The organism is Brevibacillus reuszeri (assembly GCF_002897295.1).
GTDB lineage: Bacteria > Bacillota > Bacilli > Brevibacillales > Brevibacillaceae > Brevibacillus > Brevibacillus reuszeri_A.
This window is the reverse complement of the sequence record NZ_BEXF01000007.1, coordinates 186,673-212,649: the sequence shown is the minus strand read 5'-3', so window position 1 is coordinate 212,649 and position 25,977 is coordinate 186,673. Positions and strand designations below refer to the sequence as shown.

22 protein-coding genes are annotated in these 25,977 nt (G+C 47.5%); 19 read left to right on the top strand and 3 right to left on the bottom strand.

Annotated features, from left to right (window positions below):
* Window positions 1-9: 9 nt before the first annotated feature.
* Both C3B52_RS13800 and C3B52_RS13795 read right to left on the bottom strand, forming a co-directional pair.
* Entirely contained in the window at window positions 10-864 is an 855-nt protein-coding gene (locus tag C3B52_RS13800; protein WP_103106662.1) for a DNA/RNA non-specific endonuclease, read from the bottom strand.
* A 149-nt stretch (window positions 865-1,013) separates the two neighbouring features.
* Window positions 1,014-2,708, bottom strand: a complete 1,695-nt coding sequence (locus tag C3B52_RS13795) for a PucR family transcriptional regulator (protein ID WP_103106661.1) — start codon at window positions 2,706-2,708, stop codon at window positions 1,014-1,016.
* A gap of 179 nt (window positions 2,709-2,887) precedes the next feature.
* Here C3B52_RS13795 and C3B52_RS13790 point away from each other — a divergent pair, with 179 nt between their 5' ends.
* From C3B52_RS13790 to C3B52_RS37315, 7 genes are all read left to right on the top strand, one after another.
* A complete protein-coding gene (locus C3B52_RS13790; protein WP_103106660.1) occupies window positions 2,888-3,496 on the top strand; it encodes an ankyrin repeat domain-containing protein in 609 nt (202 codons plus the stop codon).
* Between the two features lie 7 nt (window positions 3,497-3,503).
* On the top strand, window positions 3,504-4,406 hold the full coding sequence (locus C3B52_RS13785) for a DUF2877 domain-containing protein (RefSeq protein WP_103106659.1): 903 nt from the start codon (window positions 3,504-3,506) through the stop codon (window positions 4,404-4,406).
* Window positions 4,388-5,932: an acyl-CoA synthetase FdrA gene (gene fdrA, locus C3B52_RS13780; protein ID WP_103106658.1), complete on the top strand. Its 1,545-nt coding sequence runs from the start codon at window positions 4,388-4,390 to the stop codon at window positions 5,930-5,932. Before C3B52_RS13785 ends, fdrA begins: the two co-directional genes overlap by 19 nt.
* Window positions 5,933-5,934: 2 nt before the next feature.
* A complete protein-coding gene (locus C3B52_RS13775) occupies window positions 5,935-7,359 on the top strand; it encodes a DUF1116 domain-containing protein (protein WP_103106657.1) in 1,425 nt (474 codons plus the stop codon).
* 98 nt (window positions 7,360-7,457) lie between these two features.
* On the top strand, window positions 7,458-8,939 hold the full coding sequence (locus C3B52_RS13770; RefSeq protein ID WP_103106656.1) for a cytosine permease: 1,482 nt from the start codon (window positions 7,458-7,460) through the stop codon (window positions 8,937-8,939).
* A 17-nt stretch (window positions 8,940-8,956) separates the two neighbouring features.
* Window positions 8,957-9,907, top strand: coding sequence for a carbamate kinase (gene arcC / locus C3B52_RS13765; protein ID WP_103106655.1), 951 nt, complete (start codon window positions 8,957-8,959; stop codon window positions 9,905-9,907).
* A 234-nt stretch (window positions 9,908-10,141) separates the two neighbouring features.
* Window positions 10,142-11,701, top strand: coding sequence for a xanthine permease (locus tag C3B52_RS37315; RefSeq protein ID WP_103106654.1), 1,560 nt, complete (start codon window positions 10,142-10,144; stop codon window positions 11,699-11,701).
* A gap of 146 nt (window positions 11,702-11,847) precedes the next feature.
* Here the strand turns inward: C3B52_RS37315 and C3B52_RS13755 are convergent, their stop codons facing one another.
* A complete protein-coding gene (locus C3B52_RS13755; RefSeq protein ID WP_103106653.1) occupies window positions 11,848-12,762 on the bottom strand; it encodes a TIGR01777 family oxidoreductase in 915 nt (304 codons plus the stop codon).
* Window positions 12,763-12,830: 68 nt separating this feature from the next.
* Here C3B52_RS13755 and C3B52_RS13750 point away from each other — a divergent pair, with 68 nt between their 5' ends.
* From C3B52_RS13750 to C3B52_RS13690, 12 genes are all read left to right on the top strand, one after another.
* Window positions 12,831-13,736 carry an NAD-dependent epimerase/dehydratase family protein gene (locus C3B52_RS13750; protein WP_235615707.1) on the top strand — a complete coding sequence of 302 codons (906 nt, stop codon included), beginning with the start codon at window positions 12,831-12,833 and terminating at the stop codon, window positions 13,734-13,736.
* 56 nt (window positions 13,737-13,792) lie between these two features.
* Window positions 13,793-14,935, top strand: coding sequence for a phosphodiester glycosidase family protein (locus C3B52_RS13745; protein ID WP_164684779.1), 1,143 nt, complete (start codon window positions 13,793-13,795; stop codon window positions 14,933-14,935).
* The gene (locus C3B52_RS13740) at window positions 14,932-15,639 is read left to right on the top strand and encodes an aspartate/glutamate racemase family protein (protein WP_103106650.1); all 708 of its coding nucleotides are present in this window, start codon (window positions 14,932-14,934) and stop codon (window positions 15,637-15,639) included. The genes C3B52_RS13745 and C3B52_RS13740 overlap by 4 nt, the downstream gene beginning before the upstream one ends.
* On the top strand, window positions 15,639-15,962 hold the full coding sequence (locus C3B52_RS13735) for an antibiotic biosynthesis monooxygenase family protein (RefSeq protein WP_103106762.1): 324 nt from the start codon (window positions 15,639-15,641) through the stop codon (window positions 15,960-15,962). Before C3B52_RS13740 ends, C3B52_RS13735 begins: the two co-directional genes overlap by 1 nt.
* 245 nt (window positions 15,963-16,207) lie before the next feature.
* A complete protein-coding gene (locus C3B52_RS13730) occupies window positions 16,208-17,470 on the top strand; it encodes an MDR family MFS transporter (RefSeq protein ID WP_103106649.1) in 1,263 nt (420 codons plus the stop codon).
* Between the two features lie 76 nt (window positions 17,471-17,546).
* Window positions 17,547-18,632 (top strand): ankyrin repeat domain-containing protein, encoded by a 1,086-nt coding sequence (locus C3B52_RS13725; RefSeq protein WP_103106648.1) that lies wholly within the window; start codon window positions 17,547-17,549, stop codon window positions 18,630-18,632.
* A 500-nt stretch (window positions 18,633-19,132) separates the two neighbouring features.
* Window positions 19,133-20,221 (top strand): putative 2-aminoethylphosphonate ABC transporter substrate-binding protein, encoded by a 1,089-nt coding sequence (locus tag C3B52_RS13715; RefSeq protein ID WP_103106646.1) that lies wholly within the window; start codon window positions 19,133-19,135, stop codon window positions 20,219-20,221.
* Between the two features lie 17 nt (window positions 20,222-20,238).
* Entirely contained in the window at window positions 20,239-21,294 is a 1,056-nt protein-coding gene (locus tag C3B52_RS13710; RefSeq protein ID WP_103106645.1) for an ABC transporter ATP-binding protein, read from the top strand.
* Window positions 21,295-21,299: 5 nt separating this feature from the next.
* Window positions 21,300-23,006: a putative 2-aminoethylphosphonate ABC transporter permease subunit gene (locus tag C3B52_RS13705; RefSeq protein ID WP_103106760.1), complete on the top strand. Its 1,707-nt coding sequence runs from the start codon at window positions 21,300-21,302 to the stop codon at window positions 23,004-23,006.
* Between the two features lie 3 nt (window positions 23,007-23,009).
* The gene (gene phnX, locus C3B52_RS13700; protein ID WP_103106644.1) at window positions 23,010-23,804 is read left to right on the top strand and encodes a phosphonoacetaldehyde hydrolase; all 795 of its coding nucleotides are present in this window, start codon (window positions 23,010-23,012) and stop codon (window positions 23,802-23,804) included.
* A 46-nt stretch (window positions 23,805-23,850) separates the two neighbouring features.
* The gene (phnW, locus tag C3B52_RS13695) at window positions 23,851-24,969 is read left to right on the top strand and encodes a 2-aminoethylphosphonate--pyruvate transaminase (protein ID WP_103106643.1); all 1,119 of its coding nucleotides are present in this window, start codon (window positions 23,851-23,853) and stop codon (window positions 24,967-24,969) included.
* 124 nt (window positions 24,970-25,093) lie between these two features.
* On the top strand, window positions 25,094-25,927 hold the full coding sequence (locus C3B52_RS13690) for a DeoR/GlpR family DNA-binding transcription regulator (RefSeq protein ID WP_235615706.1): 834 nt from the start codon (window positions 25,094-25,096) through the stop codon (window positions 25,925-25,927).
* Window positions 25,928-25,977 lie beyond the last annotated feature (50 nt).

The following is a 25,977-nucleotide window of genomic DNA, read 5'->3' as shown; positions in this document are numbered from 1 at the left end:
AGGGACGCATCACTTTGCACCGAGCTCGATATCGCCGGGCTGCAAAATCCTTTTTATGACTGGGACAGGCTGGTCGAATGCAGGTCTCGTAACGCCTAGTTTTGACACGAGTGGATTGATTTCATAAAGGCTGTCTTCGAATTGCAGCTGTGCTTCTTTTGTTATCGTGTCTAGAGGGATTTGATAGGTGACAAGCCTGTCATACTCGCAGCGATCTTTTGAGCGTTCAGCGCTTTGCCGGATGAGAAACGAGAGACAGGCGAGCTTCTGCCCTTCATTTACATAGAAAACGCTTTTCCAAAAACCGAACGGAACCTTCACCGCACACCCCGGTTTGCCTCGAACCCCGCAATATTCTTCGTCCTCTGCTTTGTGAATGGGACCTGTGATGACGATCAGCTTTTTTGTTCGGACTCTCTCCAGGACCCAATCCTCCAGGCAGTTCCAAATCCCTGTATTAAAGTTGTGGTGCTGGAGCGAGATATTCGCATAGCAAAATGAGTCGTAGTTGGCTTGTCTAGCCTCCTGCACGTCTCCCCAGCAAACATCTTTTCTGCGCGTCAAATGGCCGCGATCATAATCATTTTCAGCGTAATATTCAGGCCCTACCTGATTTTCCATGCCAATTCGCTCATCAAAATGCCAGGAAGTATTATCTCTTGTAACAGGGACTGCTTTTGACTTGTCTACGCATGCAGCAGAGAAAATGGCAAATCTCGTTTGCTTGCTCATGACGATTGCAAAATGACAAAAATCAAATACTTGTCCACCGGCTAAAGAGCCTTTTGCTGTGTCACCTAAAAGCTGAGGTAAATAAACAGGGTGCCTATCACCAAGAAAATGTGGATCATAGCTTGTACCCATGCAACCTCTCCTCCTAAGGAAGATGTATTTGGCAAAAGGGTAAAACTAGCAGAAGCCACTCGTTCTTATTTCGATTATACAAATTTTGGTGCAATTAGGCACTCTGTCCAATGAACTAGAAATGGGTGTTCAAAAAGTAGCACCTGCTCTTATTCTTTGTGCAGCAGCTTGCCAATTTTGAGAGCGAGCTGAATTTGCAAAAGCTCCTCGGAGTTTTTCAGGTCCATGTTCAGTAGCTCCTTGATCTTGTCGATCCGATAAATAAACGTATTGCGGTGAATGAACATCGCTTTGGCTGCTTCACTCACATTTTGGTTATACGCAAAGTAATTTTCCAGAGTGCTCATAAAGCTTGTACCAAAAGCATGGTCGTGCTCATAGAGGGTACCCAGCTGTTTTAAGAAGAAATCCTCCAGCTCGATGTCTTTAATATTGGAATCAAGAAAATGGTAGACGGAGTAGTCGTCAAAGTGAGAGACGTTCCCTTTTCTATCGAATTTTTGCATCAGCCGGATCGCTTCATGTGCTTCGGAAAAGCTTTTGTGCAGGGAAGTAATTGTTTTGTATTGCCTGCCGATTCCCATGTAGAACGTCGTTTTCTTGATCTTTTCTTGCAGAGTCGTGCGCAGCTCGGTAGCGAACTGTCTGGCTTCGCTGACAGAGGTTGGCGGCTTGTGCTCATTTTGTCCCACGAGAATGATAATCCGGTTGTTGCGATAAAAGCATGTGATCTCCCCGTGGGCTTTGTTCGCGTAATCATAGACAATATCTACACATTTTTTGGCGATCCGATCCAGCTCATACTTGCGATCGACCATGTCCTGCAAATTTTCCAGCTCTATCGGCTCGATGTTGATGACGGCACAGTAGTACATGTACGTCGATTTTAAGCCATGCAGGTCACACAGCGTCTGGATCGAATCGCTCGATGTAATTTTTCCCGTAAGCAGATCGTCGAAAAAGTCTTGCCTAATTTTTAGCTTTACTTCCTCAATCTCCCGGGCTTTTATGCGATCCAATGCCATGATCGTCGAGGCTTGTTCGAGGACGATATAGTCAAATTCGGTCAGCTCTCGAACAGTTTGCCAGACGACGATATAGCCATAAATGTAATTGGCTACAGCAACAGGAAGCACGCGGCATTTGATTTCCTGGTCTTTTCCATGATAAATGCGCTTGATCGATTTTTTAATTTGGCTAATATTTTTCGGGATGCTTTCCGTGAATTCACGGGTGAAGACCGGTCTGTTTTTTGCGAGCGTCAGACAGGACTTTAGCGGGACGGGATTTTGTCTGATTTCGGTGTAGTGTAACAGGTTCCAGTCCCTGTCCAAAATGAGCAGCGGGTTGCCTATGGTCTCTGCCAGCTCGGAGGAAATCCGGTCAATTCCCCCTCCCTCAAGCGCGATGCGAAAAAGGGCATTGTGCATATCTAATGTTTTACGGTTCAACAAATCATAGCGCCCTGATGCTTTTTCATTGATGATGGCAATTACTTTGGACAACGTATATTCAAAAGGCAGGGCCAACAGTGGCAGTCCGTACTTGTTCGCATGATCGATCATGTTTTGCGGAATACGATCGAAGTAACGGTGCATCTTTATACATAGCCCGGAGCAATTGATTTCTGCCAGCTCTTTGATGATTTTATTTTGCAATTCCTCATTATCCTTGAAAATATAACCAGTCGATAAAAGCAATTCGTTAGAAGAAAGCCAGTCGAACGCATCCGGGTTTTCCATGATATTGACGATGGAGACGACATTATCGATGCCTTGCTCTCCTGCGATGATCTTTATTCCATCTATTGATTTGATCTGGAGTAAATCTTTAATGGTCAGCATCCGTATTCACTCCCTCGGTATGTTGGAGATATAGGTCTTTGTGCAATGTGCACAATTGAATCTGAGTTTTTTTAGTTTCGTTACACAATGACGTTTGCATACTTCCTGTCTAAAATAATGCTGTAAGAATGGTTTAGTTGTCTAATTTATTTTTCAATACGGGTACATGGAGGGCGAATATGACGGACAAAAGCGTAGTACAAGCATTTCACGATGCCGCAGCCCAGGGCGATATCGATGCACTGAAGCAGCATCTGGCGCAAGGCATTGATATCAATGTTAGAAACAGACAAAAGCGCACAGCCATCCTCATTGCTGCAATGAACGACCAGTATGAAGCCGTACAGTTTTTAGTAGATGCAGGTGCAAACATTGATTTACAAGATGAAACTTGCTTCAATCCGTTCTTGTACGGTTGCATCAACAACAAGCTGGAGCTTGTAAAAATGATGATTCAAGCAGGTACGGACATCGATTTGCTCACGCGCTTTGGTGGGGTAGGGATTACACCTGCAAGTGAAAAAGGTCATGTTGAAATCGTACGTGAGCTTTTGACTACGACTGAAATCAATGTGAATCATACCAACATTTGCGGTTGGACGCCACTGATTGAAGCGATCATCTTGAACGATGGCGGAGAAAGACAACAAACGATCATCAAGCTTTTGATTGAGCACGGTGCGAATGTTCACATGGTAGATAAATACGGCGTCACTCCACTTGAGCTGGCTAGAAGAAAAGGCTACACAGAAATCGAGCAAATCCTTTTGGAAGCGGGAGCGAAGTAATTCCTCCATGCACATTCACGCACTGTCTGGCGATGCCGAGTTTTTGCGGATATTGGCAAGCTCAAGCTTTAGCGGGAAGGTTCACAGTATTTTCGAGCGAACGATCAATCTGCAGTGTGATCAAAATAACGAGTTGTATACGATCGCCTGTGATCAACTGGATAATGGGCCAAACACGTTAGTCCTTGATGTAAAACGCTTTCATGAGACAGGGCTGGAAGTGGGCGACCGCGTTCTGTCACAGGGCCAGACGCTACAGATTGGCAATAAAATAGAAATCGCAGCTACGCAAGCAAAAGAGTGGGAGTGCACACTGCCTCCCTATCCTTCCAACATAGAAACTCTAAAAGTAGATATCGCGTTCATGAAGGAATATATTGCTGCTCATGGCAAGTGCGGCGGTATGAAGAGAAATTCCCGACCGTCCACACCGTTTGAAGCAGAAATGTCCAATATGCTCCTGCAGCGATCAGGCTTGCTACGAGAAGCATTGGCAGCAGGCAAGAGCGAGGTCGCTGTGCAGCATGCACTAGGACTTGTGGGTCTTGGACCAGGATTAACACCTTCTGGTGACGATTTTTTAGTGGGATTGTTCAGCATAGCGAATATGCAGGGCACCCCCTACTATTTATCATGCCATTTTTTAGAAGAAATAGCATTAAAAGCAAAACAATTAACGAATGAAATCAGCTACATGATGGTAAAAAAGGCAGCTAGTGGACAAGTTCGAGAATCTGTCGTGAGCCTGCTCCAAGCCTTGTCCAAGGGCACGGTAGAGGAGCTGCTGGGAGCTTTGGAAAAGGTGCTGGCGATAGGCTCATCATCAGGAACAGACATGGCGCTGGGGCTGGTCTGTGGTTTGGAACTCAATATAGAAGCAGGAGGTAGGGCATGTCTATTAAAGTCGTGATTAAAGAGAGCACGTATTTTGACTCCGTGTCTCTGATGTCGCTTTCGACCAAAGCGAATCAGATTGAAGGGGTAGAGCAAGCAGTAATTGCCATGGGTACAGAAATGAACAAAGAGGTGCTGCGCAACGTAGGATTGCTCACACCTGAGCTGGAAGCAGCGAAAACTAGCGATTTGATGATCGTGGTAAAAGCAGCGACAGATGAGCTGTGCGAGAGTGCGTATGTGGGTATCGAGGAGCTGTTCACGAAAAAAGGTGACACCAAGGGCAAAACCGAGATCAAATACGCAACCATCGATTCGGCGGCAAAATCCATTCCAGAAGCAAACCTGGCTGTTATTTCCGTAAACGGTGCGTTCGCAGCGAGAGAAGCGAGAAAAGCGTTGGAAAACGATCTGCATGTAATGCTGTTCTCTGACAACGTAAGCATCGAGGATGAAATCGCACTGAAGCAGTTCGCTCATGAAAAAGGCCTCTTGATGATGGGACCTGACTGCGGTACTGCGATCATTGGCAACGTAGCGCTGTGCTTCGGAAACGCTGTTCGCAAAGGCAACATCGGAATCGTCGGCGCATCCGGTACAGGCAGCCAAGAAGTAAGCGTGCGTATTCACGACTTCGGCGGCGGTATTACCCAGCTGATTGGTACAGGTGGCCGTGACCTGAGCGAGCAAGTAGGCGGCATCATGATGCTGGACGGAATGAAGGCACTGGACGAGGACGAGGCGACAAAAGTAATCGTACTCATTTCCAAGCCACCAGCACCGAGTGTGGAAGAAAAAGTATTGGCACAGATCAAAAATTGCAAAAAGCCAGTCGTTGTCTACTTCATCGGCGGAGAAGAAACTGCAGTCGTAGCAGCTGGCGGACATTTTGCCAAAACGACTAAAGAAGCTGCCCTCAAAGCAGTTGTCCTGGCAGGTGCCAACGAGGATGAGCTCAACAAGCGTCCACTCAACTGGCCTTTGATTGAAGAAGTACGCGCAAAATTGACTCCGGAGCAAAAGTACATTCGCGGATTGTTCTGCGGCGGAACGCTGTGTGATGAAGCGATGTACCTGGCGATGGATACTTATGAAGACGTATATAGCAACATTCAAAAGAAACCGGAATACAAGCTGAAAAACCTGCACGAGAGCATCGCTCATACGTTCCTGGACATGGGAGATGACGATTTCACAAACGGCAAGCCGCATCCAATGATTGACCCATCCACACGTATCGCCAGATTCCTACAGGAAGCAAAGGATCCTTCTGTTGGCGTTATTGTGATGGACTTCATTCTAGGCTTTGGCTCTCATGAAGATCCGGTTGGGGTTATGCTGCCAGCAATTATCGAAGCGAAGCAATTGGCTGAAAAAGAAGGCAGACACTTGGAAATCCTCGGCTATGTAATGGGAACCGATCTGGACAGCCCTAAATTCGAGGATCAAGTGCAAAAGCTGATGGACGCAGGCGTGACAATCGCAAGCAGCAGTACAAATGCTGGTCTGCTGGCTAGAGAATTTGTGGCGAAAGGGGTTTAACCATGAGTAAAATCAACGAGCTTTTTACCGGTAAAATTCATGCGATCAACGTAGGGATCGAATTTTTCAAAGATGATATTAAAAAGCAAAATGCAGACGCCATTCATTTGGAATGGAAGCCTCCAGGCGGCGGAAAGCCAGAAATCATTAAAGCATTGGACAGCCTGGAAAACGCTGCGCTGGAACAAAAAATTGAGGAAGCAAACAAGCTGGCTGTTGAGCGCATCATCAATTCCCAGCCTGTGCTAATCGGCTATGACCAAGCGATTAACGTCGTTCCAGGTATGACGAAAACAACGATTCTGCACTCCGGTCCGCCAATTACTTGGGATCGCATGTGTGGTGCGATGAGAGGTGCCGTTACTGGGGCGATCGTATTTGAAGGACTGGCAAAAGACATCGAGGAAGCAGAGAAGGTAGCAGCTTCTGGTGAAATCACGTTCTCCCCTTGCCACGAGCACGATTGCGTAGGCTCCATGGCGGGTGTGACTTCGGCTTCGATGTTCATGCACGTGGTTAAAAACAAAACGTATGGCAACATCGCTTTCACTAACATGAGTGAGCAAATGGCAAAAATCTTGCGCATGGGTGCAAACGATGAAAGTGTGATCACTCGTTTGAACTGGATGCGCGACGTATTGGGTCCAATGCTGCGCGATGCGATGAAAATTGCAGGCGAAATCGATTTGCGCCTCATGCTTGCCCAGGCTTTGCACATGGGTGACGAGTGCCATAACCGCAACAATGCAGGTACAAGCCTGTTGATTCAAGCGCTGACTCCTTACATTCTGGAGACAGATTTTACGAAGGAACAAAAACGTGAAGTATTCGACTTCGTAGCAAGCAGTGATTACTTCTCTGGTCCGACCTGGATGGCAATGAGCAAATGTGCGCTTGACGCAGCTCATGGAATTGAATACTCCACTGTTGTCACAACCATGGCTCGTAACGGCGTTGATTTCGGTATTCGTGTAAGCGGTATGCCAGGCAATACTTGGTTCGTGGGTCCAGCACAAAAAGTAGTTGGACCGATGTTTGCCGGCTACAAACCAGAAGATTCCGGTCTGGATATCGGGGACAGTGCGATCACTGAGACATATGGAATCGGCGGCTTTGCGATGGCAGCAGCACCAGCGATCGTAGCTCTGGTAGGTGGAACGGTTGATGAAGCAATCGGCTATTCAACCAAAATGAAAGAAATCACATTGGGTGAAAATCCAAACGTGACAATCCCACTCTTGAACTTCCAAGGTGTACCAACTGGTATCGATATTCGCCAAGTCGTGCAAACAGGCATTCTGCCAATTATCAATACAGCGATTGCCCATAAGGATGCAGGGATTGGCATGATTGGTGCGGGAATTACGCACCCACCGATGGAAGCATTTGAAAAAGCGCTGCTTGCATTGAGTGAGAAAATCAGCTAATACCAATTTGCCAGGTGCCCATCTAGTAATAACCCGACTTTCGAAAGTTTTTGCTACGAGAGTCGGGTTGAAGGATGGACGCACAGGAGGGTGACAACATGGAGCTTTCGAAATTGAGCATTTCTCATGAAGAACTGAAATCGTACGGTTATTCAGAAGAAGTTTTACCAAAAACAGCTGAGACACGAGATTGGGGCGTCTATAACTACGTTACGGTTTGGATGGGCGCTGTGCACAATCTCATGTCGTATATGACAGTTGCTGGTTTCTTTGTGCTCGGACTTTCCGTTCCACAAGTTTTATGGGCAGTCATGACTGCTGCCATAATCGTTTCGATTGGCTATGTGTTGAACGGCTATGCAGGAACGAAATATGGAATAGGGTATTCGATGCTGTTGCGAAGCTCCTTTGGCGTAAAAGGCTCGGTCATTCCTGCCATATGTCGCGGGCTTATTGCTGGTGTTGTGTTTTTCGGAACAAAAACGATTATTGGTGCACAATCGTTTAATGTCATTTTTACGAAAATATTCCCTGGCTATATGGATTTGCTCCCAGGGTTTGATTTTCTCGGATTAGATTTCCCAACTCTCCTTTCCTTTGTGATCCTGTGGGTCATTACGGTTGGTTTGTTCCTGGGCGGAATGAAAATTCTTAGCTTGTTTAGCAAATGGTCTTCGCCGATCATCTATATTTTCATCGTTGGCGCAGCGATTTGGGCGATCAAGGTGGCTGGCGGATTTGGTCCGATCTTTGCTTATGTTCCTGCCAAACCAATTGAAAATTGGCTTGTATTCATCGCGTGTGTAAGTGCATTGGTATCAAACTGGGGTGGCCCTATTGTAAACATTGCAGACCTTACGCAAAGAGCAAAAACACCAAAGGCTCCGGTGGTGGGTTTACCGCTGGGGATGATTGTATCCTATATCCTATTTGCGATTACGTCAGTAGGATTGTTGGTTGGAACACAAATCGCGTTTGGCTTAACTAATTTTGATATAGTAGCTGCGATTGATCAAATTGGTAATCCTGTTGCCGTGATAATCTTATTACTGGCACTGAATATAGGTTCGACTAGCTATGTTGTGTTTGGTAATTTACTCCCATCAGGTCTACAAATGACTGCGCTTTTTCCAAAAGTGTTTAGTGTAAAATCAGCGGCTATTGTAACAGCCATTCTAGGCACCATCATTTTGCCCTGGAAGCTTGTGAATGGAACAGCAGCCCTGTATATGTTCTATAGCTTTATAGGCTCTATGTACGGACCTATTACAGGGATCATGCTGGTTAGTTTCTTCATTGAACGAAAAAGGAAGCTCGATTTATCTGCGATCTACGTGAAACCAGGTGAAAACGGGGAATACAAAAACGGATTTAATATGATGGCATGCGGCGTATTGATCGTCAGCTTTATGATTACGCTATCTGGCGCTTTCCTGCCGAATGTGATCGTGCTGGCCACCATCAGTAAGTCAGCGTTCATTAGCGGGTTGATCATATCAAGCGTCTTGTATGCCCTTTGCTACAAATGGAATAAACCAAGCAACAATGAAAAGCGAGAAACACTTGCAAAAGTATCATGACAAAAGGAGTCAGTTCAGTGGAAAAATTAGTTATTGTTGCAATCGGAGGAAATTCATTGGTCAAGGATAATGGTCGCAATACCATTCAAGACCAATACGAAGCCGTGTGTGAAACGGCGGTAAATATCGCTGATATGGTTCAAGAGGGATACAATGTTGTCGTTACTCATGGAAATGGGCCACAGGTTGGATTTGCTCTTCAAAGATGCGAAATTGCGAGCGAAGTAGCACAGATGCCTTTAGTCCCACTGGTGAATTGCGTTGCAGATACACAGGGGGGAATCGGATACCAGATCCAGCAAGCTTTAACAAACGAGTTTGCCAAAAGAGGAATCAATAAAAAAGTTGCTAGTGTAATCACACAGGTAGAAGTTAGCAGTGAAGACCCGAACTTCCAAAATCCAACGAAGCCAGTCGGCTCCTTTTTCACGCTGGAGCAGACGGAAGAAATGCAAAAAGAGCATGAGGATTGGGTGTTTATCGAGGATTCCGGTCGAGGATACAGAAGAGTCGTTTCTTCACCAAAGCCGATCGACATTGTAGAAAAAGACGCTATCAAATCGTTGATTGAAGCGGGATATGTAGTGGTCGCTGTTGGCGGAGGCGGTATCCCGGTTGTGAAAACAAATGAAAATACGTATGAGGGCATCGACGCCGTCATTGACAAAGATTTTGCTACTAGCTTGCTGGCAGAGCAAATCGATGCAGAGACGCTGATTATTACTACAGGTGTTCCACAGGTATGCATCAACTTCGGCATACCGAATCAAAAGGCACTGGAGCGTATCACTGTCGAGGAAACCAAGCAATATGTGGCTGAAGAACATTTCGCAAAAGGCAGTATGCTGCCAAAAATCGAGGCTAGCTTGAGCTTTTTGGAGAAAAATGGGACAAGTGTAATCATCACCAATCCCGAAAGTTTAAAAGATGCGATTTTGAGCAAAGCAGGGACACACATTGTTAAGTAAGCGTGTTTAGCCTCGACCTGGATGGTGAGTATCCTTTTTTGAGGCGTGCAACATTCCAGTGCTAGAAGCAGCGGCAGCAACGCATTCATGGTGTTTGCCGCTGCTCCTAGCACGATTACATATACATCCCAGACATCTTAGATTGGCAGTTGTTTCAAAGAAATGAAAGCGTTATCAATGTATCCCGCATTCTTTAGTCATGATTCAGAAACCAATCTGTAGGGGTGAGTTGACATGGATCAAGCAATGAAAGGGTTACTATGGAAAAAAGGGGACTGGGCTGCCTATTTTGGCTTGCTGGCAAATAATTTAACCAATTTGTTGACGATGATTGCCCTTTTGCTTTTTGTCGTAGGCTTTCCAGAAGAGATTGTATATGGACGAGTTGTTCCTTCTTTTGGCCTTGCCATCTTTTTAGCAAGTGCCTGCTATTTTATATTCGGTTACTCTCTTGCTAAAGCAACCGGAAGAAGGGATGTAACCGCACTCCCATCCGGACCTAGTGCACCGTCTATCTTTACCGTTACCTTTCTCGTTATTCTCCCCGTTTATCTCTCTACGAAAAATGCTGAATTCGCCTTTCAGATTGCCCTTGTCTGGTGCTTTTTTGAAGCGATGATTCTCGTGGTCGGTTCGTTTTTAGGCGATACGATTAGAAGAATGATCCCGCGAACCGTTCTCTTATCCTGCTTGTCTGGTCTTGGCCTGCTCTTATTGGCGATGAATCCGATGCTGCAATCCTTTGAAACCCCTGTCGTTGCTTTTGCTGTCCTTATTATCATTTTCCTGAACTGGTTTGGTAAAAAACCGCTATTCGCCAAAATCCCGACAGGCTTTCTGCTGCTCGCAACAGGAACGGCACTGGCTTGGATATTCGGCCTGCAAGATCCGGCAGCAATCGCTGCATCTATGAAATCCTTTGGCTTCAATCCACCTACTGTCCATATCGATAGTCTCATCCAAGGGTTACCGCACGCGCTTCCATACCTGGCTTCTGCTGTGCCACTTGGCCTTGCCAACTATATTTTTGATCTGGAAAATATCGAAAGCGCACATGCAGCAGGTGATGAGTACAACACGCGAAAAGTGATGCTGGCTAACGGAATTTCTTCCATTATCGGCTGCTTCTGCGGAAATCCGTACCCAGTGACAGTCTACGTTGGACATGCCGGCTGGAAGTCTCTCGGAGCTGGTATTGGCTACACAGTAGCTACGGGCTTGTCGATGTTCATCATTTCTCTGTTCGGAATCGGAGCCTTTTTACTGGCTGTCATCCCTGTCGCTGCAATTGTGCCCATATTGGTCTACATTGGGATTGTCACCGCCAACCAGGTCGTGCGCGAAACACCGAAGCTGGAAGTACCAGTCATCTTCATATGTATGTTTCCATGGATTGCAAACTGGGCGCTGACTTTGACCAACAACGTGCTTTCCGCAGCGGGAACGACCGGGGCAAAGGTAGGGGCAGCCGTCATGGCCAATAAAGGAGTGTACTACAACGGACTGGTTCATCTGGGCAACGGCGCGCCGATCAGCAGTATGGTTTGGGGATGCATCGCGATCTTTGCCATTACCGATAAACCATTGCGTGCTGCAATCGCCGCTGGTAGTGGAGCGATTCTCTCACTCTTTGGCATTATTCACTCGCCAACGGTAGGCTTCGCTCTTGAATCGTCCATGCAATTTGTGTATTCCTACCTCATGATCACAGCCATTTTTGTAGGCAAGCACATGATGGATCGCAATACACCGCAAGCCCAGCTGCAAGAGGCAGAGGCAAAACTAAAAGCATAAACGACTGAAAAAGGAATAGGCAGCTTTTTAGAAAGGTATTACGTTAAGAAACCAGTCTTTCAGGGACTGGTTTCTTTATTGTTATATAGGCTGTCTCGCAACCCCACCGAACACCGTACTCAATTTTAGCCCGGCTCTTTTTTCCTTTAGTCTTGAAGCAAGTCATGCAGTGCAGTCTTCAAATCGGAGTGGGCAAAGGAAAAACCATGGTCCAAAAGCTTTTTGGGGAGACAATTTCTTCCGCTCAAGGCAAGGCTCGGGTCTGTTCCCATGATGAGATAGGCGCCGATCCAGACAAAAGGGGTTGGAGTGGGGGGCGCCCAGCCTTTGTTCATTACGCTGCGTAGGGTAGACATGAATTCCTTGTTTGTAACTGGTGTCGGACCTGTCGCATTGAAAATGCCATTTAGCTGCTCGTCCTCGATCGCGGCGAGGAACATCTGATTTAGATCATCGATGTGCAGCCAGCTAATGTATTGATTTCCTGAGCCTACTGTACCGCCTAAACGATAACGGGCGAGATTAACAAGTGGTTCGAGAGCTCCGCCGTTTTTCCCCAAGGCAAAGCCAATCCGCAGCAAAACCTTTCGCGTCTGGGGCAGCTCACGTGCAAAAAAAGCCTGCTCCCATAGCTTGCAAACCTCAACGGAAAAACCAGTGCCGTGTGGGGCTTCCTCGGTACAAATTTCTCTGGTGTCCCCGAAAATAGCGAGAGAGCCTGCCTGGATGAATACAGGTGGGGGCGTTGTGCAGCCGAGTATCGCATCTGTGAGCACCTGAACAGAATCAAGCCGTGAGCGAATGATTTCTTCTCTGTTTTTCTTCGTATAGAGACAATTGACGCTTTTTCCTGTGAAGTTGACGACAGCACGGCTACCCTCTATTTCTTTGGTCCACTCACCGAGAGTTGCTCCATCCCACTGAACATAGCGAATATGATCGCGGACATGTGCCGCTCCTCTGGTGAGGATCACGACATCGAATCCGTTTTGCTGCAAAAATGTCGCGAGCGCTTTTCCTAAAAATCCGGAGCCTCCTGCAAGAACGATCGTTTGATTCATGAGATACCCCTGCTTTCTATCTGAACTTTTGAACGGGCGAGAGGGGACGATAGGCGTTATAATAAATATTGTACTGGATAATACAGGAAAAAGTAAGGCGGATTCGGGATGAGGGAGCGAAGCGTGTGATGAAGAAGCGACGGATACTGCTGCTTGGAGGAAGTGGCTATTTAGGAACACAAATTTACGATTGCCTTAGACAGAATGGTGAACATGAAGTTATCGCTACTTGTTATTCTACGGGACGAGCAGATGGTTTCATCCGACTGGATGTGACCGACGGACCTTCTTTTGTTCAGCTTTTACAGGAGATTTCCCCTGATGTCGTCATTTGGGCGTTGATGAGCAGTACCGATGAACCCGCGATAATCAAGAGCGGAATGAATACGCTGCTGGAGCATTTGCCGAAAGAAAGTAGGTTTATTTACATATCCTCAGACGGTATTTTTGGACAAGGCAATGGAGCGTTTGTAGAGGCTGATGAGGTAGTCCCGCTAGCTGACGTCAACCCGCTGGCTTCATATTCTCATGCCAAGCAACTGGGCGAGATGCTTGTCCAAACGCGGCATGACAACCATGCTATCGTAAGGCTTGGTCCGATTTATGGCCGCAATTCGGCTGGAAATTGGGATAAACGAGTGGCTTTTATGCTTTCAGAGCTTGCTGCAGGACGAGAGATGCTACGTCCTGGAAATCTGTATAAAACATTTGTTCATGTGGAAGACGTAGCACATGCCATCTGTGAGCTGGTCGAAGGAGAGTTTACGGGGCTGCTTCATCTGGGGCCGCAGGAAAAAGAGAGCTACTATTCCTTTTTTCACAAGCTGGCTGGTTCACTAGGGATGGGTGCTGAACGGATTAAAGAGAGTAGTCTGGCCGAGGATGAAGCTCGTGAGAGGGGAGTGCCTCTGGATACTTCACTGGATACGCGTCTGGCTAGTAGCGTGCTGCGGACTCGTTTTCGTCAGGTGTAATTGTTAATGAGAAAGCTCGAAATGTTTTGAAGCCAACTGTGATGGAGGAAACAATAGTGAAAATTAGAAAATGGGTGGTTTCCATTATTCTGATTGCATCACTAACTGCACTACCTGCTGTTAGTGCAAAGGGAGAGCAACAGGAAATAACCAAAAGTATAAGTACAATGAGTCAAACATTTACAACATCGTCGGGAAAACGAACCGCACAAATTGTCAGAATTAATCTCAATGACTCCCGTTTGGAGGTACGGCCTGTCCTTGCTTTTAATGAAATAGGAAAGACGCAAAGCCTCCAAGAGATGGCGAAGCAGAACAATGCGTTAGCGGTGATTAATGGAACCTTTTTTATGGCTTATAACAAGGAAGATCCCAAGCCGCCGTGGGGAATGATCGTGATTGATTTCGAGAAGAAGAATGAAAAAACGAGCGGTTCTTCCATCGGCTTTAACGGAAACCTGCGTCCTGTGATCATGACTAGCAAGAAGATGAGTGAAAACTCCTTTGAACATATCACAAGTGCTGGACCGACACTCGTACAAGATGGAAAAGTTGTTGTAGACCCTCTGGCCGAAGGGATGCAGGACCCAAAGCTGACAACACTGAGTGCCCAGCGCTCCTTTATCGGTTATACCGCAGATAATCAATTGGTGATGGGCACCGTGCCAAACGTTACGTTAAACCAATTAGCCGTAATTTGTCAGTCAATGGGATTGCAGGCGGCCATGAATCTTGATGGTGGAGCATCATCTGGCCTGTATGCAAAAGGAAAGTTGTTAACTAGACCAGGTAGAAATTTGAGCAACGCATTGATCGTGGTACAGCGTAAGTCACCTCCCATACAAGTGAAATGGGATTCACAGATACTCTCCTTTTCACGTCAGCCGGTGATAATAAATGGTAGTGTCTATGTTTTGGCTGAAGAAATCTTTGCGAAGCTGGGAGCAAAAGTGACCATTATGCAACAGGAAAAAATAATTACCGTAACGAAAGAAGGAAGAGAGATTCATTTGTGGGAAAGCGGAGGAGTTACGGTTGATGGAGGAAATCCACCAACACCGGTTCGGTCTCGTATGATCGCCGGAAAACTGATGATACCGATTCGTTTTGCCGCAGAGATGCTAGATACTAGTGTGCAGTGGGACTCTCAATCGAGAACAGCAACTATTGCAACAAAAGGAGAGAACGACAAACCATGAAAACGATTGGGTTAATCGGGGGAATGAGCTGGGAATCTTCTCTGGTCTATTATCGCCTGCTTAATGAAGAGGTGAAGGCGCGATTGGGCGGACTTCATTCTGCTAAATGTGTTCTGTATTCGGTTGATTTCGCTGAAATTGAACGCTTGCAGCGCGAAGCGAGGTGGGACGAAGCGGGACAAGAGATGGCAAAAGCTGCGAGAAGCCTGGAGGCAGCAGGAGCTGATCTGATCGTTCTTTGCACCAACACGATGCACAAGCTGACGTATGCGATTGAGGAAGCGACGAAGCTGCCCTTTTTGCATATTGCCGATGCGACAGCGGCAGCCATCCTGGAAAATGGACATAAACGTGTTGCGCTACTCGCCACCCGTTTTACGATGGAGCAAGATTTTTATACAGGAAGACTGCGCGATGTGCATGGCCTGAAGGTATTGCTTCCAGATGAGGCGGAGCGCAACAGTGTCCATGAGATCATCTATCATGAGCTTTGTGTCGGTGTCATTCGTGAGGAATCTAAGCAGCGGTACGTCCAAATCATCGAGCGATTGGTGGAGCAGGGGGCAGAGGCTGTGATCCTGGGCTGTACAGAGATCGGTCTGTTGATTTCAGCAGAGGACAGTCCGGTTCCTGTTTTTGATACGACAGCAATTCATGCACGGATCGCGGTTGAAGCTGCGCTCGAAAATGAGGTGCAATCATGATGGAGAACTTCGCCAAAACACCAGCACCTCCGTACTATGCCGTGATTTTTTCGTCACAGCGAACAGAAGGCGATCATGGCTATGGGGAAATGGCAGAGCGTATGGTAGAGCTGGCAACTGGTCAGCCGGGCTTTCTTGGGGTTGAAAGTGTCCGTGATGCATCTGGCTTTGGCATTACGGTTTCGTACTGGTCCTCACTCGAAGCGATCCGGGACTGGAAGCGTGATGAGGAGCACCGGGTAGCACAGGAAAAAGGAAGAGAAATGTGGTACGGCTATTACATTACACGCATTTGCAAGGTGGAACGGGATTACACATTGTAGGGCGTAGGTACAAGGGGCCAAAACACCAAAAAAGACGCTTCCAATGGGAGCGTCTTTGTCGTTTCGGAACATGCGTTCGTTTTATCTAGCAGTTAAAATAGAAGTCAGTATTTTCTGCTTTCATATTATTAGTGTAAACCACCTGCGATTATAAGTCTATATTTTTCCAGGAAATTGTTTTAAAGTTTCTTATACCCGGCCGGGAAAACATTGTGAAGTGTAAACACGATTAGGGGAGGGTATCGATGCAGCTACGGCTATGGGATCACAACCTGAAAGTCAGGTTAATCGGGGAAGCATTGTTCAACATGCTTTTTTGGATGTATTTTCCGTTTATAACCGTCTATTTTGGTGCAGCATTAGGTAATCATGTCGCAGGCATTTTGATGACGGTTCCGCCGATCTTCAGTCTTTTGGGGAGCTTGCTTGGCGGAGCTTTAGCAGACCGAATAGGTAGACGTCCTGTCATGCTGCTGGGAGCTTTGCTACAGACGGCGATGTTTGCCTTGTTTGCCGTGTCGCCATCTCATTGGATAGATTATATCGCATTTATTGGTCTTGGGTTGGGAGGCTCGATTTATCGTCCGGCCAGCTCCGCGATGGTAGCTGACCTCGTTCCATCACAGTACCGCCGCGAAATATTTGCGACATTTACGACCGCCAATAACATTGGTGCTGTGCTTGGTCCTGCACTCGGAGCCATTTTCTTCTTCCATTACCGCCAAGAGCTGCTATGGACCTGTGCTGTGGTCCTGCTTCTGTATTTTATTGCGATTTTTATTATGGTCCGCGAAACGATGCCCGATTCGGTCAAGGCACCGAAGGGCTCTGCTTCCATGACTCGTGTGTTCAAGGAACAGTGGAGGGGATATGGCATCATTTTTCGGGATAAGGTGTTCCTCGTCTATACATTAGCAGGCATCTGTGCGCTGGTCCCGATCATGCAGCTCGATCTTTATTTGGCTGTCTACGTAATCAATGAAGTTCCAGCCCAGGCTCTATTCCCTTGGAGTAGTGACTCCCTGATGCTGTCCAGTACGGAGATCTACGGGTGGGTGCTGGGGTTTAATGGTCTTTTGTTTGTCCTGTTTATTCTCCCCGTCACAAAATGGCTCCAAAATTGGAAGGAACGCGATGTATTCATTCTGTCGTCGTTGTTGTCTGGGATTGGCACCTTTGCTCTCGGATTTAGCACCCATATCTGGTTTCTGTTTTTTGTGACGATCATCTTTACCTTTGGGGAGATGGCGCGCTCTCCAGTGACACAGAGCTTCATAAGCCGTTATGCCCCGGAAAATGCAAGAGGACAGTATATGGGTGCAGACAGCTTGCAGCCCACCATCGGTAAATTTTTAGCGCCAATCACTGTCTTTTTGTCCAGCTGGGTGCCACCTCTGGGAATATTCACGCTCATTTTACTGTTTGCCCTCGTCAGTGCCGTACTGTATATCCAATTGTTTCGAATGTACGTGGAGAAGCCGATGGCAACGGATCGATCATCAGGATGAGTCTTTGGTTCTGTTGTTTTTTTCTGAGTATTTTTCTATAATTTTCCGTAAGATTTTGGATCGTGGAGGGGAACAGATGATCAAGCTGAAAGATATTGGGACGTTCGAGGAGCTTCCAGAGATCGCGCTAAACATATATGAAGGAAATATTCCGGCCCTGCAGGCTGCCATTGCTGCAGGCTGGGACATCGAGAAAGGCATCGTTTTGAGCAAGTATACTACGCTCAGTCCGTTGGATCTTGCGCTTCTATCGGAAAAACTCGATGTGGTAAAGCTGCTGGTAGAGCACGGGGTCAATCTGAATGTCCATCGCAATCCTGCGTTTTTGAATGCGGTTCGCTATTGCAAGGAAGACATCGTTCGCTACGTTGCAGCACAAGGCGCCAAGCTGGACATGCTTAACCAGGTTGGCTCAGGCGCTTATACGGAGGCCTACTATGGCAACAAAAATAACATCCCGCTTATTCAAGAGCTGGGCTTGGATTTGAAGCAGCATGGAGGCGCCGTATTGCGCAAAGCCGTGTCGGATCATGATCGAAAGACGATTGCGTATTTACTCGATCAAGGGGTGGACATTAATTATAATCAGCCAGATATGGTTTATCCTTATTGTGCGACTCCGTTAACAGTGGCAGCACGTATGGGGAATATCGGGATGGTAAAATATTTGATTGAACAGGGTGCGGACGTTACCTTAGCGGAAAAAGATGGGGAGAGAGCGTATACGATTGCCGTAAGCAACAAAAATGCAGCACTGGCAGACTATTTAAAATCGCTCGAGCCGCCAGAATTTCATGACGTGGAAAACAAAAAGCTTGAGCTGAAAAAGTTCAAGCTAACCGACGAGCTGATCCGCTTTCTTACCGGAGACAAGCTGCGCCTGGAGCTTGCTCCCAATGAGTATGAGATTGATTATATTGACTTCTTTGCACTGACCGATACCATCGAGCTAAAAGTCGGCAGACAAAAATACCTGCGCCTGTCAGCCGACATCGATAACTACTCCCACCTGCAGCTCGTGTGGAATCCAAAGAAAAAAGGCCAGATCGGCTGCTATGACATCGAGCACAAGGAGTATGCCGACTTGTGCAGCTTTCCAGCGTTTCTCGAAAAGCCAGAGGAGTACCTGATCAAGTTTATGGAAGGCGAATTAGAAGGGTGAACGAATACCGCTATCTGTCATGCCCTTAGAGGGAGGACGGAAGCGGTTTTTTGTATTATTGCCGACTCTATCAAAACTCCTTTTGTGTAATGGATTTAAGTACGTGGACCACAAATAGCTAGTGAGAGGAAACCGGAGAAAAAAGCGAAGGTCTTTGGAACGCTGCCAAGGCGGAGTGGAAAAAGGGAAACACGCACTTAAGCGTCCACCTCTGAGAGCCATCCCCGAACCCGCGACTTTGGACGCGGTTTCCCTTTTTCCATGCAGCCGTACAGGAATGACCCCCTGCAAGCGTTCCAAGAACCTGGAGCATTTTCTCCGGTTTCCTCTCCTCCACAAAGTCCGGCATACACATTCCTTCTCTCTTATGCAACTAAAAACACACAAAAACACATAAACACATTTCTTTTACCTTGCATTCACATTCACTTAATATTTCCCCCGTAACATGAGACCTAACAAAAGAAAAATTGAACATTTCACGCAGGGGAGAGGTTTTCATGAAGAAGTGGCATTATCCGATACTAGCATCATTTTTGTCCTTGGCAGTTCTGGCAGGATGTGGACAAGCTCCCAAGTCCCAATCAAACGCACAAACACCTGCTTCAGGTGGCTCCAACGCAGCAGCTCCGGCTTCGGGCGCTATTACAGTGTACACTGCGTTGGAGGATGACCAGATCAAAACGTATCTGGAATCCTTTAAAGCCAAGTACCCGGATGTAAAAGTAAACATCGTCAGAGACTCGACTGGTATAATCACAGCGAAGCTTTTGGCAGAAAAGGATAATCCACAAGCCGACGTCGTCTGGGGAACAGCCGCAACCAGCCTGTTGGTTCTCGAACAGCAAGGCATGCTCGAAGCCTATTCGCCAAAAGGGGTCGAACGAGTATCTGCCGAGTTCAAGGATTCCAAGGAGCCAGCAAGCTGGGTAGGCATTGACGCATGGGAAACAGCCGTTGCTGTAAATACAAAGGAACTCGAAAAACGAAACCTGCCAATTCCGAAAACCTATGAAGATTTGATCAAGCCAGAATACAAAGGGCTGATCGTGATGCCAAATCCGGCGTCATCTGGAACGGGACTTTTGACCATCAACGGAATTATGCAGCTAAAAGGTGAACAGGAAGGCTGGGCATATCTCGACAAGCTGCATGAAAATATGGCGCTGTACACACATTCAGGCTCCAAGCCTGCAAAAATGGCAGCGTCTGGAGAATATCCAATCGGTATTTCCTTTGGCTATCGCTCCATTACGGAAAAGAAAAAAGGGGCACCGATCGAGGTTGTCTTCCCGTCTGAGGGCTCTGGCTGGGATGTAGAGGCCAATGCCCTGATGAAAAAGACTGAGATTAAGCCGGAAGCAAAGCTGTTCTTGGATTGGGCCATCTCGGATGAAGCGATGAAAGCCTATAACCAAAATTTCGCGATCGTCAGCGTGAAGCAAGAAGGTGGAACACTTCCAGAAGGCTACGCCGTAGACCCGATCAAGCAATTGATCAAGCTGGACTTGAAAAAAGCAGCAGAGAATCGTGATAACGTCTTGGCAGAGTGGGAAAAACGCTACGCTACCAAGAGCGAGCCTAAGTAAGCAGCGAGGAGATCAGCATGAGACAATCCTATCTATCCATTCAAGGGGTCAGTAAACGCTTCGGATTATTTGCCGCTTTGGAGCATGTCTCCATCGAAATTGACAAGAATGAATTCGTCTGTCTGCTCGGTCCTAGTGGCTGCGGAAAAACGACGTTACTGAGAATGCTGGCAGGATTGGAGCACCCGACAACTGGCCGGATGATCGTAGACGGCAGGGAAATTACTTCCCTGCCCCCGGCAAAACGAAATATTGCGATGATGTTTCAGTCATACGCGTTGTTTCCCAATCTGACTGCCGCCGAAAATATTGCTTTTGGCCTGCAAGAAAAAAAGCTGTCTAAGAAAGAAATTGCAGCGAAAGTAGAAGAGGCGCTGGACATGGTGGATCTTTCTCATGCCGCCGCCAAATATCCCGCCCAGCTCTCCGGTGGTCAACAACAGCGCATTGCTTTGGCAAGGGCAATCGCACTTTCGCCACAAGTATTGCTGCTGGATGAACCGTTGTCTGCGCTGGATGCAAAAGTAAGACAAAAGCTGCGCCGGGAGATTCGCCGTCTGCATGAGCAATTCGGAATGACTACGGTTATGGTGACCCATGATCAGGATGAAGCACTGACGATGGCAGACAAAATTGTAGTGATGAACCACGGGGAGGTCGTGCAGGTTGGTACCCCGGAGGAAGTTTACAATACACCATTGAGCCCGTTTGTTGCTGATTTTATCGGAGCGATCAATTTCTTCTCAAACAGCAGCTTTGGCCATCCGTTTACGGATCAAACGAAGCTGCTCGCGATTCGCCCGGAGCATATCCGCATTTTGGAGCAAGAATCAGAGTACGGAATCCCGGCCCATATTTCCGAGCTGGAGTTTCGCGGAGCCTTTTACCGGATCTTTTTACAGTGGCAGGATGCTGCGGGACAGATGAGCGAAGAGCTGCTCACGCTTGATGTACTGACCCAGGAAGCCCGCAAGCTCGGGCTATCTCGAAATAAAAAGGTGTGGCTGGAGCTGCCGTTGGAAAATTTGCTCGCCTTTGAACAGTCAGCTACGACTACGGAGGAACGGGGGTGAGCAGTATGAATGCAGCCAGACAAGCCACAGGCAGGACGATGCAAAAATGGCTGATTTCACTCGTCATCGTAGCCCTAGGTGTAAGCGTCCTATTGCCATTGATTCAGTTGTTCTCGCGTGCATTTTATGACAAGAGCGGGCAATTTATCGGACTGAACAACTTTGTGACTTACTTTTCGACGCCGGCCTTGTCCCAATCGGTTACGAACACGCTTTACATTTCATCCATGACGACAGTGATTGCCGTTACACTCGCGTTTCTTTTTGCCTACGCCTTGACGCGCAGCGGCATTCGGGGAAAAGGAGCATTTCGCGCGATTGCCTTGCTGCCGTTATTCGCACCGACCATGATGCATGGGATTGCCCTGACCTATCTGTTTGGCAACCAGGGACTCGTCACCACAGGGGTATTCGGAATGCTTCCGTTTCAGTGGGATATTGATTTGTACGGTCCGGTTGGCATTATTTTGGCAGAAATCGTCTATGTGTTTCCACAGGCCTATTTGATCCTCGCTGTATCACTTGCATTCGCTGACTACCAGCTCTATGAGGCAGCGGATACGCTTGGCGCTGGCAACTGGCGCAAATTTTTTACCGTGACAGTTCCTAGCATCAAATATGGAATCGTCAGTGCTTGCTTTGTTTGCTTTACGCTCTCGTTTACCGATTTTGGGGCACCAAAAGTAGTTGGAGGACAATTTTCTGTGCTGGCTACCGATGTGTACAAGCAGGTCATCGGCCAGCAGAACATGACGATGGGAGCGACAGTTGGTCTGCTCTTGATCATTCCGGCTCTCGCCGCCTTTATCGTCGATCGAATCGTAGAGCGCAAGCAGCATTCCGCAATTACCGCCAAGTCCAAGCCATACCGAATCAAAGAAAACCGTTTTCGCGACTTCTTTTTCTCGCTCATCTGTCTGAGTGTTAGTGGATTTTTGCTTCTAATGATGGCGGCAGTCGTGATCGCTTCCTTTATCAAGGTATGGCCGTACAATCTCGAATTCGGCTGGCAGCATTACGATTTTTCAGGTGTTGCCGGAGAAGGCATGACACCGCTATGGAACAGTATTTTGGTCGCCTTGCTGACAGCTGTGATCGGAACCGTAGTCACGTTTATAGCCGCTTACACTATCGAGAAATCACAGGTGTGGAAAGGACTTCGGCAAGCAGGCTATTTCCTTTCGATTCTTCCTTTGGCGCTGCCAGGATTAGTCATTGGTCTTGCTTACATTTTCTTTTTCAACAATCCAGACAATCCGCTGAATGGCTTGTACGGCTCGATCTGGATTCTGATTCTCGCCAACGTGATCCACTTTTTCGCAGTCGGGTTCATTACTGCAACCAGTGCCTTGAAAAAGCTCGACCCGGAGTTTGAGCAAGCAGCAGAGTCGATGGGCATCTCGCAAATCAAGGTTTTTTGGCGAGTAACAGTTCCCGTATGCACGCCAGCAATTATCGAAATGGCAGTCTACTTTTTTATCAATTCCATGGTCACGATCTCAGCCGTTGTTTTTCTGTACGCGGCCGATTTTAAACTGGCGTCCGTCTCGATTGTCAATATGGATGACGCTGGTGACGTCGCCCCAGCAGCAGCTATGTCGGTGCTGATCGTGGTCCTCAACATCATCGCTCGTGCTTGCGCGGAATGGATAGCAGCACGCCTCAAAAAACGCACGGCATGGTCCAACCAAGAGAAAGGTCAGGTGGCTTAAGTTATGAAAGCAGTCGTATTTGATTGGGCAGGAACAATGGTGGATTACGGTTGTTTCGCTCCGTTAGCCGTTTTTTTGCAGGTTTTTAAAAACAGAGGCATTGAGCTTTCCGCCGAAGAAGCACGTGAGCCGATGGGCATGCTCAAGCGTGATCACATCCAGGCACTGTGCCGGATGGAGCGTGTAGCAGGCTTGTGGCAGGAAAAGTACGGACGTCTCCCAGATGAGTCCGATGTAGATGCTTTGTACGCGGATTTTGAACCGATGCTGATGGAGACGCTGCATCAATACGCAACACCCGTACCGGGAGCAATCCAGTTGGTAGAGCGGCTGCGAAGCCAAGGCCTCAAAATTGGATCAACAACGGGTTATACCCGCGAAATGATGGCCGTTGTAACAAAAGCAGCCAAAGAGCAAGGCTATGCGCCAGATGTGCTGGTTACGCCAAGCGACATGCCTGCCGGTCGACCGTATCCGTGGATGTGCTATCAAAATGCGATCCTGCTTGATGTCTACCCGATGAGTGAGATGGTCAAGGTAGGAGACACGACAAGTGATATGAAAGAAGGGCGAAACGCAGGAATGTGGACAGTCGGTGTCCTCAAGGGCGGCAGTGAGCTGGGCTTGGCGCAGGAGGAAGTGGCGCACATGGCAGCGGATGAGCTGGAAGAGAGAATGGCCAAAACATCTGAGAGATTGCGAGCAGCAGGTGCTCATTATGTGATAGAGGAAATCGGGTTATTAGATGAAGTGCTGGAAAAAATCAAGCTGCGCCAGGCAGCTGGAGAACGCCCATAACGAGTGAAGTAGTTTCGATCAGTTCAGTCAGAAGGGATGAGACATTTTGAATCAACATCAACAGGAAGCAACAGACAATCCGTATTTGCTGCTTACTCCAGGACCGCTGTCTACATCGCGTAGTGTGCGCGAAGCTATGATGCGCGACTGGTGCACATGGGACCGGGATTATAACGAGCTCGTACAGTCGGTTCGGCAAAAGCTCGTGAAACTCGCAACGGATCAAACGGAAGACTATACAACCGTACTTATGCAAGGCAGTGGAAGCTTTTGCGTGGAAGCGGTCATCAGCAGTGTGATTCCGACAGACGGAAAGCTGCTCGTCCTGACAAATGGGGCATACGGTGATCGGATTGTGAAAATGGCGCAGGTACACAATATAGCAACTGCCGTGATCGATTACGGGGAAGTAGCGCAGGTGTCTACCGAATCATTAAGTCGAGCTCTGGAAGAGGATGCTTCGATCACACACGTAGCAGTCGTACATTCGGAAACGACGACAGGGATGCTCAATCCGATCCGTGAAATCGGCGAAACCGTCAAGAAATATGGCAAAGTGTATATCGTAGATGCGATGAGTAGCTTTGGAGGAATCGAGCTGGATGTCGCAGAGCTTTCGATCGACTATCTCATTTCAAGTGCGAATAAATGCATTCAGGGTGTGCCTGGCTTCGGTTTTGTCATTGCCCGAACAGCTGCGCTCACGGGGTGCAAAGGTATTGCTCGAACACTTTCCCTCGATTTATACGATCAGTGGAAAACCATGGAGGAGGAGAACGGCAAGTGGCGATATACCTCTCCGACTCATGTTGTACGTGCCTTTGACCAAGCACTGACAGAGCTTCTGGCAGAAGGCGGGGTAGTTAAGCGATATGAGCGCTATGCACGTAATCAAGAAATCTTGTCTGGCGGGATGGAGCGCCTCGGATTCCGAACCTTGCTGCCAAAAGAGTTCCAATCTCCATTCATTACATCCTTCTATTATCCCGAGAGCAATTTCTTTTCGTTCCAAGAGCTCTATGATCGTTTGAAGCAAGCAGGCTTCGTCATTTACCCAGGAAAAATATCACAAGCAGATACGTTTCGGATTGGAAACATCGGCGAAGTCTATGCAGAAGATATGGAACGTTTACTAGTAGCAATCGAAGAGAATCGATTCTGGTAGATAGCTCCTTGATTGTAGATCCCAATACCTCTACAATTTATGGTAGGAAAAGATGCAGAAATGTTGGGAAACTCCACGCAGGATGCCTGCAAAAGGAAGTGAAGCGTCAGATCTCGTTTGAGGAGTGTTTGATCTGATAGCAGATTTAGTAGGGGGACATGGCGTGTCGTCGTTATTCGGAGAAGAACGTAAGCAGATCATTTTGCAGCTGGTCAACTCAAACGGCAAAGTGAGAACCAATGAGCTGGTGGAGAAGCTGCAGGTTTCTTCAGAGTCGATTCGCAGGTATTTGGAAGACCTGGAAGCGGAAAAAAAGCTGAAACGGGTCTATGGCGGTGCAGTGAAGCTGAATATGGAGCGCTCCGAGCCTTCGCATCTCAGTCGTGAGGTTATGCGAGCCGAGGAAAAGAAGCGGATCGGCCGTGTCGCTGCTGAGCTGGTGCAGGACAATGATACGATCGTCATCGATGAAGGAACGACTCCACTGCAGATGATCGGCTTTTTGTCCACCAAAAAGGATTTGACGATCTTGACGAGCTCCATCACGGCGCTCAACCTCTTGATCGAGTATCAAAACAGTGGTGTTCTCAAAGCAGAAGTCTACTTTTTGGGCGGAAAAGTCAATGCCAAGCACCATCGGGTCGGAGGCGCCTTTGCAGAAAAGATGATGAAGTCCTTCTTTGTCGACAAAGCGTTTCTGTCGATGGACGGGCTGCTTTTGCACAAAGGCCTTACTTGCTACGATCCAGAGCGTGCTGAGCTGGCCAAGCGTTTTATCGAAAATGCAAATGAAAGCATCGTCTTGGCGGATCATTCCAAGATCGGGATCAGTACCTTGTGCAAGGTAGCCGACCTGAAAGAGGTTGATATCGTCATCAGTGATACACCTGCTCCTGAGGAATGGGACACAGATTTGCAAACGAAAAATGTGACCTGGATGGTTGCAGGAGAGCTGTAGAAGAAAAAACGGAACACGTTATCGGGACCGAGCTTCATGTATGCGGCATG

Bases quoted from the DNA above. Each gene is read 5' to 3' on its own strand.
- C3B52_RS13800 (WP_103106662.1), bottom strand. From the start codon at position 864: ATGGGTACAAGCTATGATCCACATTTTCTTGGTGATAGGCACCCTGTT.
- C3B52_RS13795 (WP_103106661.1), bottom strand. From the start codon at position 2,708: ATGCTGACCATTAAAGATTTACTCCAGATCAAATCAATAGATGGAATA.
- C3B52_RS13790 (WP_103106660.1), top strand. From the start codon at position 2,888: ATGACGGACAAAAGCGTAGTACAAGCATTTCACGATGCCGCAGCCCAG.
- C3B52_RS13785 (WP_103106659.1), top strand. From the start codon at position 3,504: ATGCACATTCACGCACTGTCTGGCGATGCCGAGTTTTTGCGGATATTG.
- fdrA (WP_103106658.1), top strand. From the start codon at position 4,388: ATGTCTATTAAAGTCGTGATTAAAGAGAGCACGTATTTTGACTCCGTG.
- C3B52_RS13775 (WP_103106657.1), top strand. From the start codon at position 5,935: ATGAGTAAAATCAACGAGCTTTTTACCGGTAAAATTCATGCGATCAAC.
- C3B52_RS13770 (WP_103106656.1), top strand. From the start codon at position 7,458: ATGGAGCTTTCGAAATTGAGCATTTCTCATGAAGAACTGAAATCGTAC.
- C3B52_RS37315 (WP_103106654.1), top strand. From the start codon at position 10,142: ATGGATCAAGCAATGAAAGGGTTACTATGGAAAAAAGGGGACTGGGCT.
- C3B52_RS13755 (WP_103106653.1), bottom strand. From the start codon at position 12,762: ATGAATCAAACGATCGTTCTTGCAGGAGGCTCCGGATTTTTAGGAAAA.
- C3B52_RS13740 (WP_103106650.1), top strand. From the start codon at position 14,932: ATGAAAACGATTGGGTTAATCGGGGGAATGAGCTGGGAATCTTCTCTG.
- C3B52_RS13735 (WP_103106762.1), top strand. From the start codon at position 15,639: ATGGAGAACTTCGCCAAAACACCAGCACCTCCGTACTATGCCGTGATT.
- C3B52_RS13730 (WP_103106649.1), top strand. From the start codon at position 16,208: ATGCAGCTACGGCTATGGGATCACAACCTGAAAGTCAGGTTAATCGGG.
- C3B52_RS13725 (WP_103106648.1), top strand. From the start codon at position 17,547: ATGATCAAGCTGAAAGATATTGGGACGTTCGAGGAGCTTCCAGAGATC.
- C3B52_RS13715 (WP_103106646.1), top strand. From the start codon at position 19,133: ATGAAGAAGTGGCATTATCCGATACTAGCATCATTTTTGTCCTTGGCA.
- C3B52_RS13710 (WP_103106645.1), top strand. From the start codon at position 20,239: ATGAGACAATCCTATCTATCCATTCAAGGGGTCAGTAAACGCTTCGGA.
- C3B52_RS13705 (WP_103106760.1), top strand. From the start codon at position 21,300: ATGAATGCAGCCAGACAAGCCACAGGCAGGACGATGCAAAAATGGCTG.
- phnX (WP_103106644.1), top strand. From the start codon at position 23,010: ATGAAAGCAGTCGTATTTGATTGGGCAGGAACAATGGTGGATTACGGT.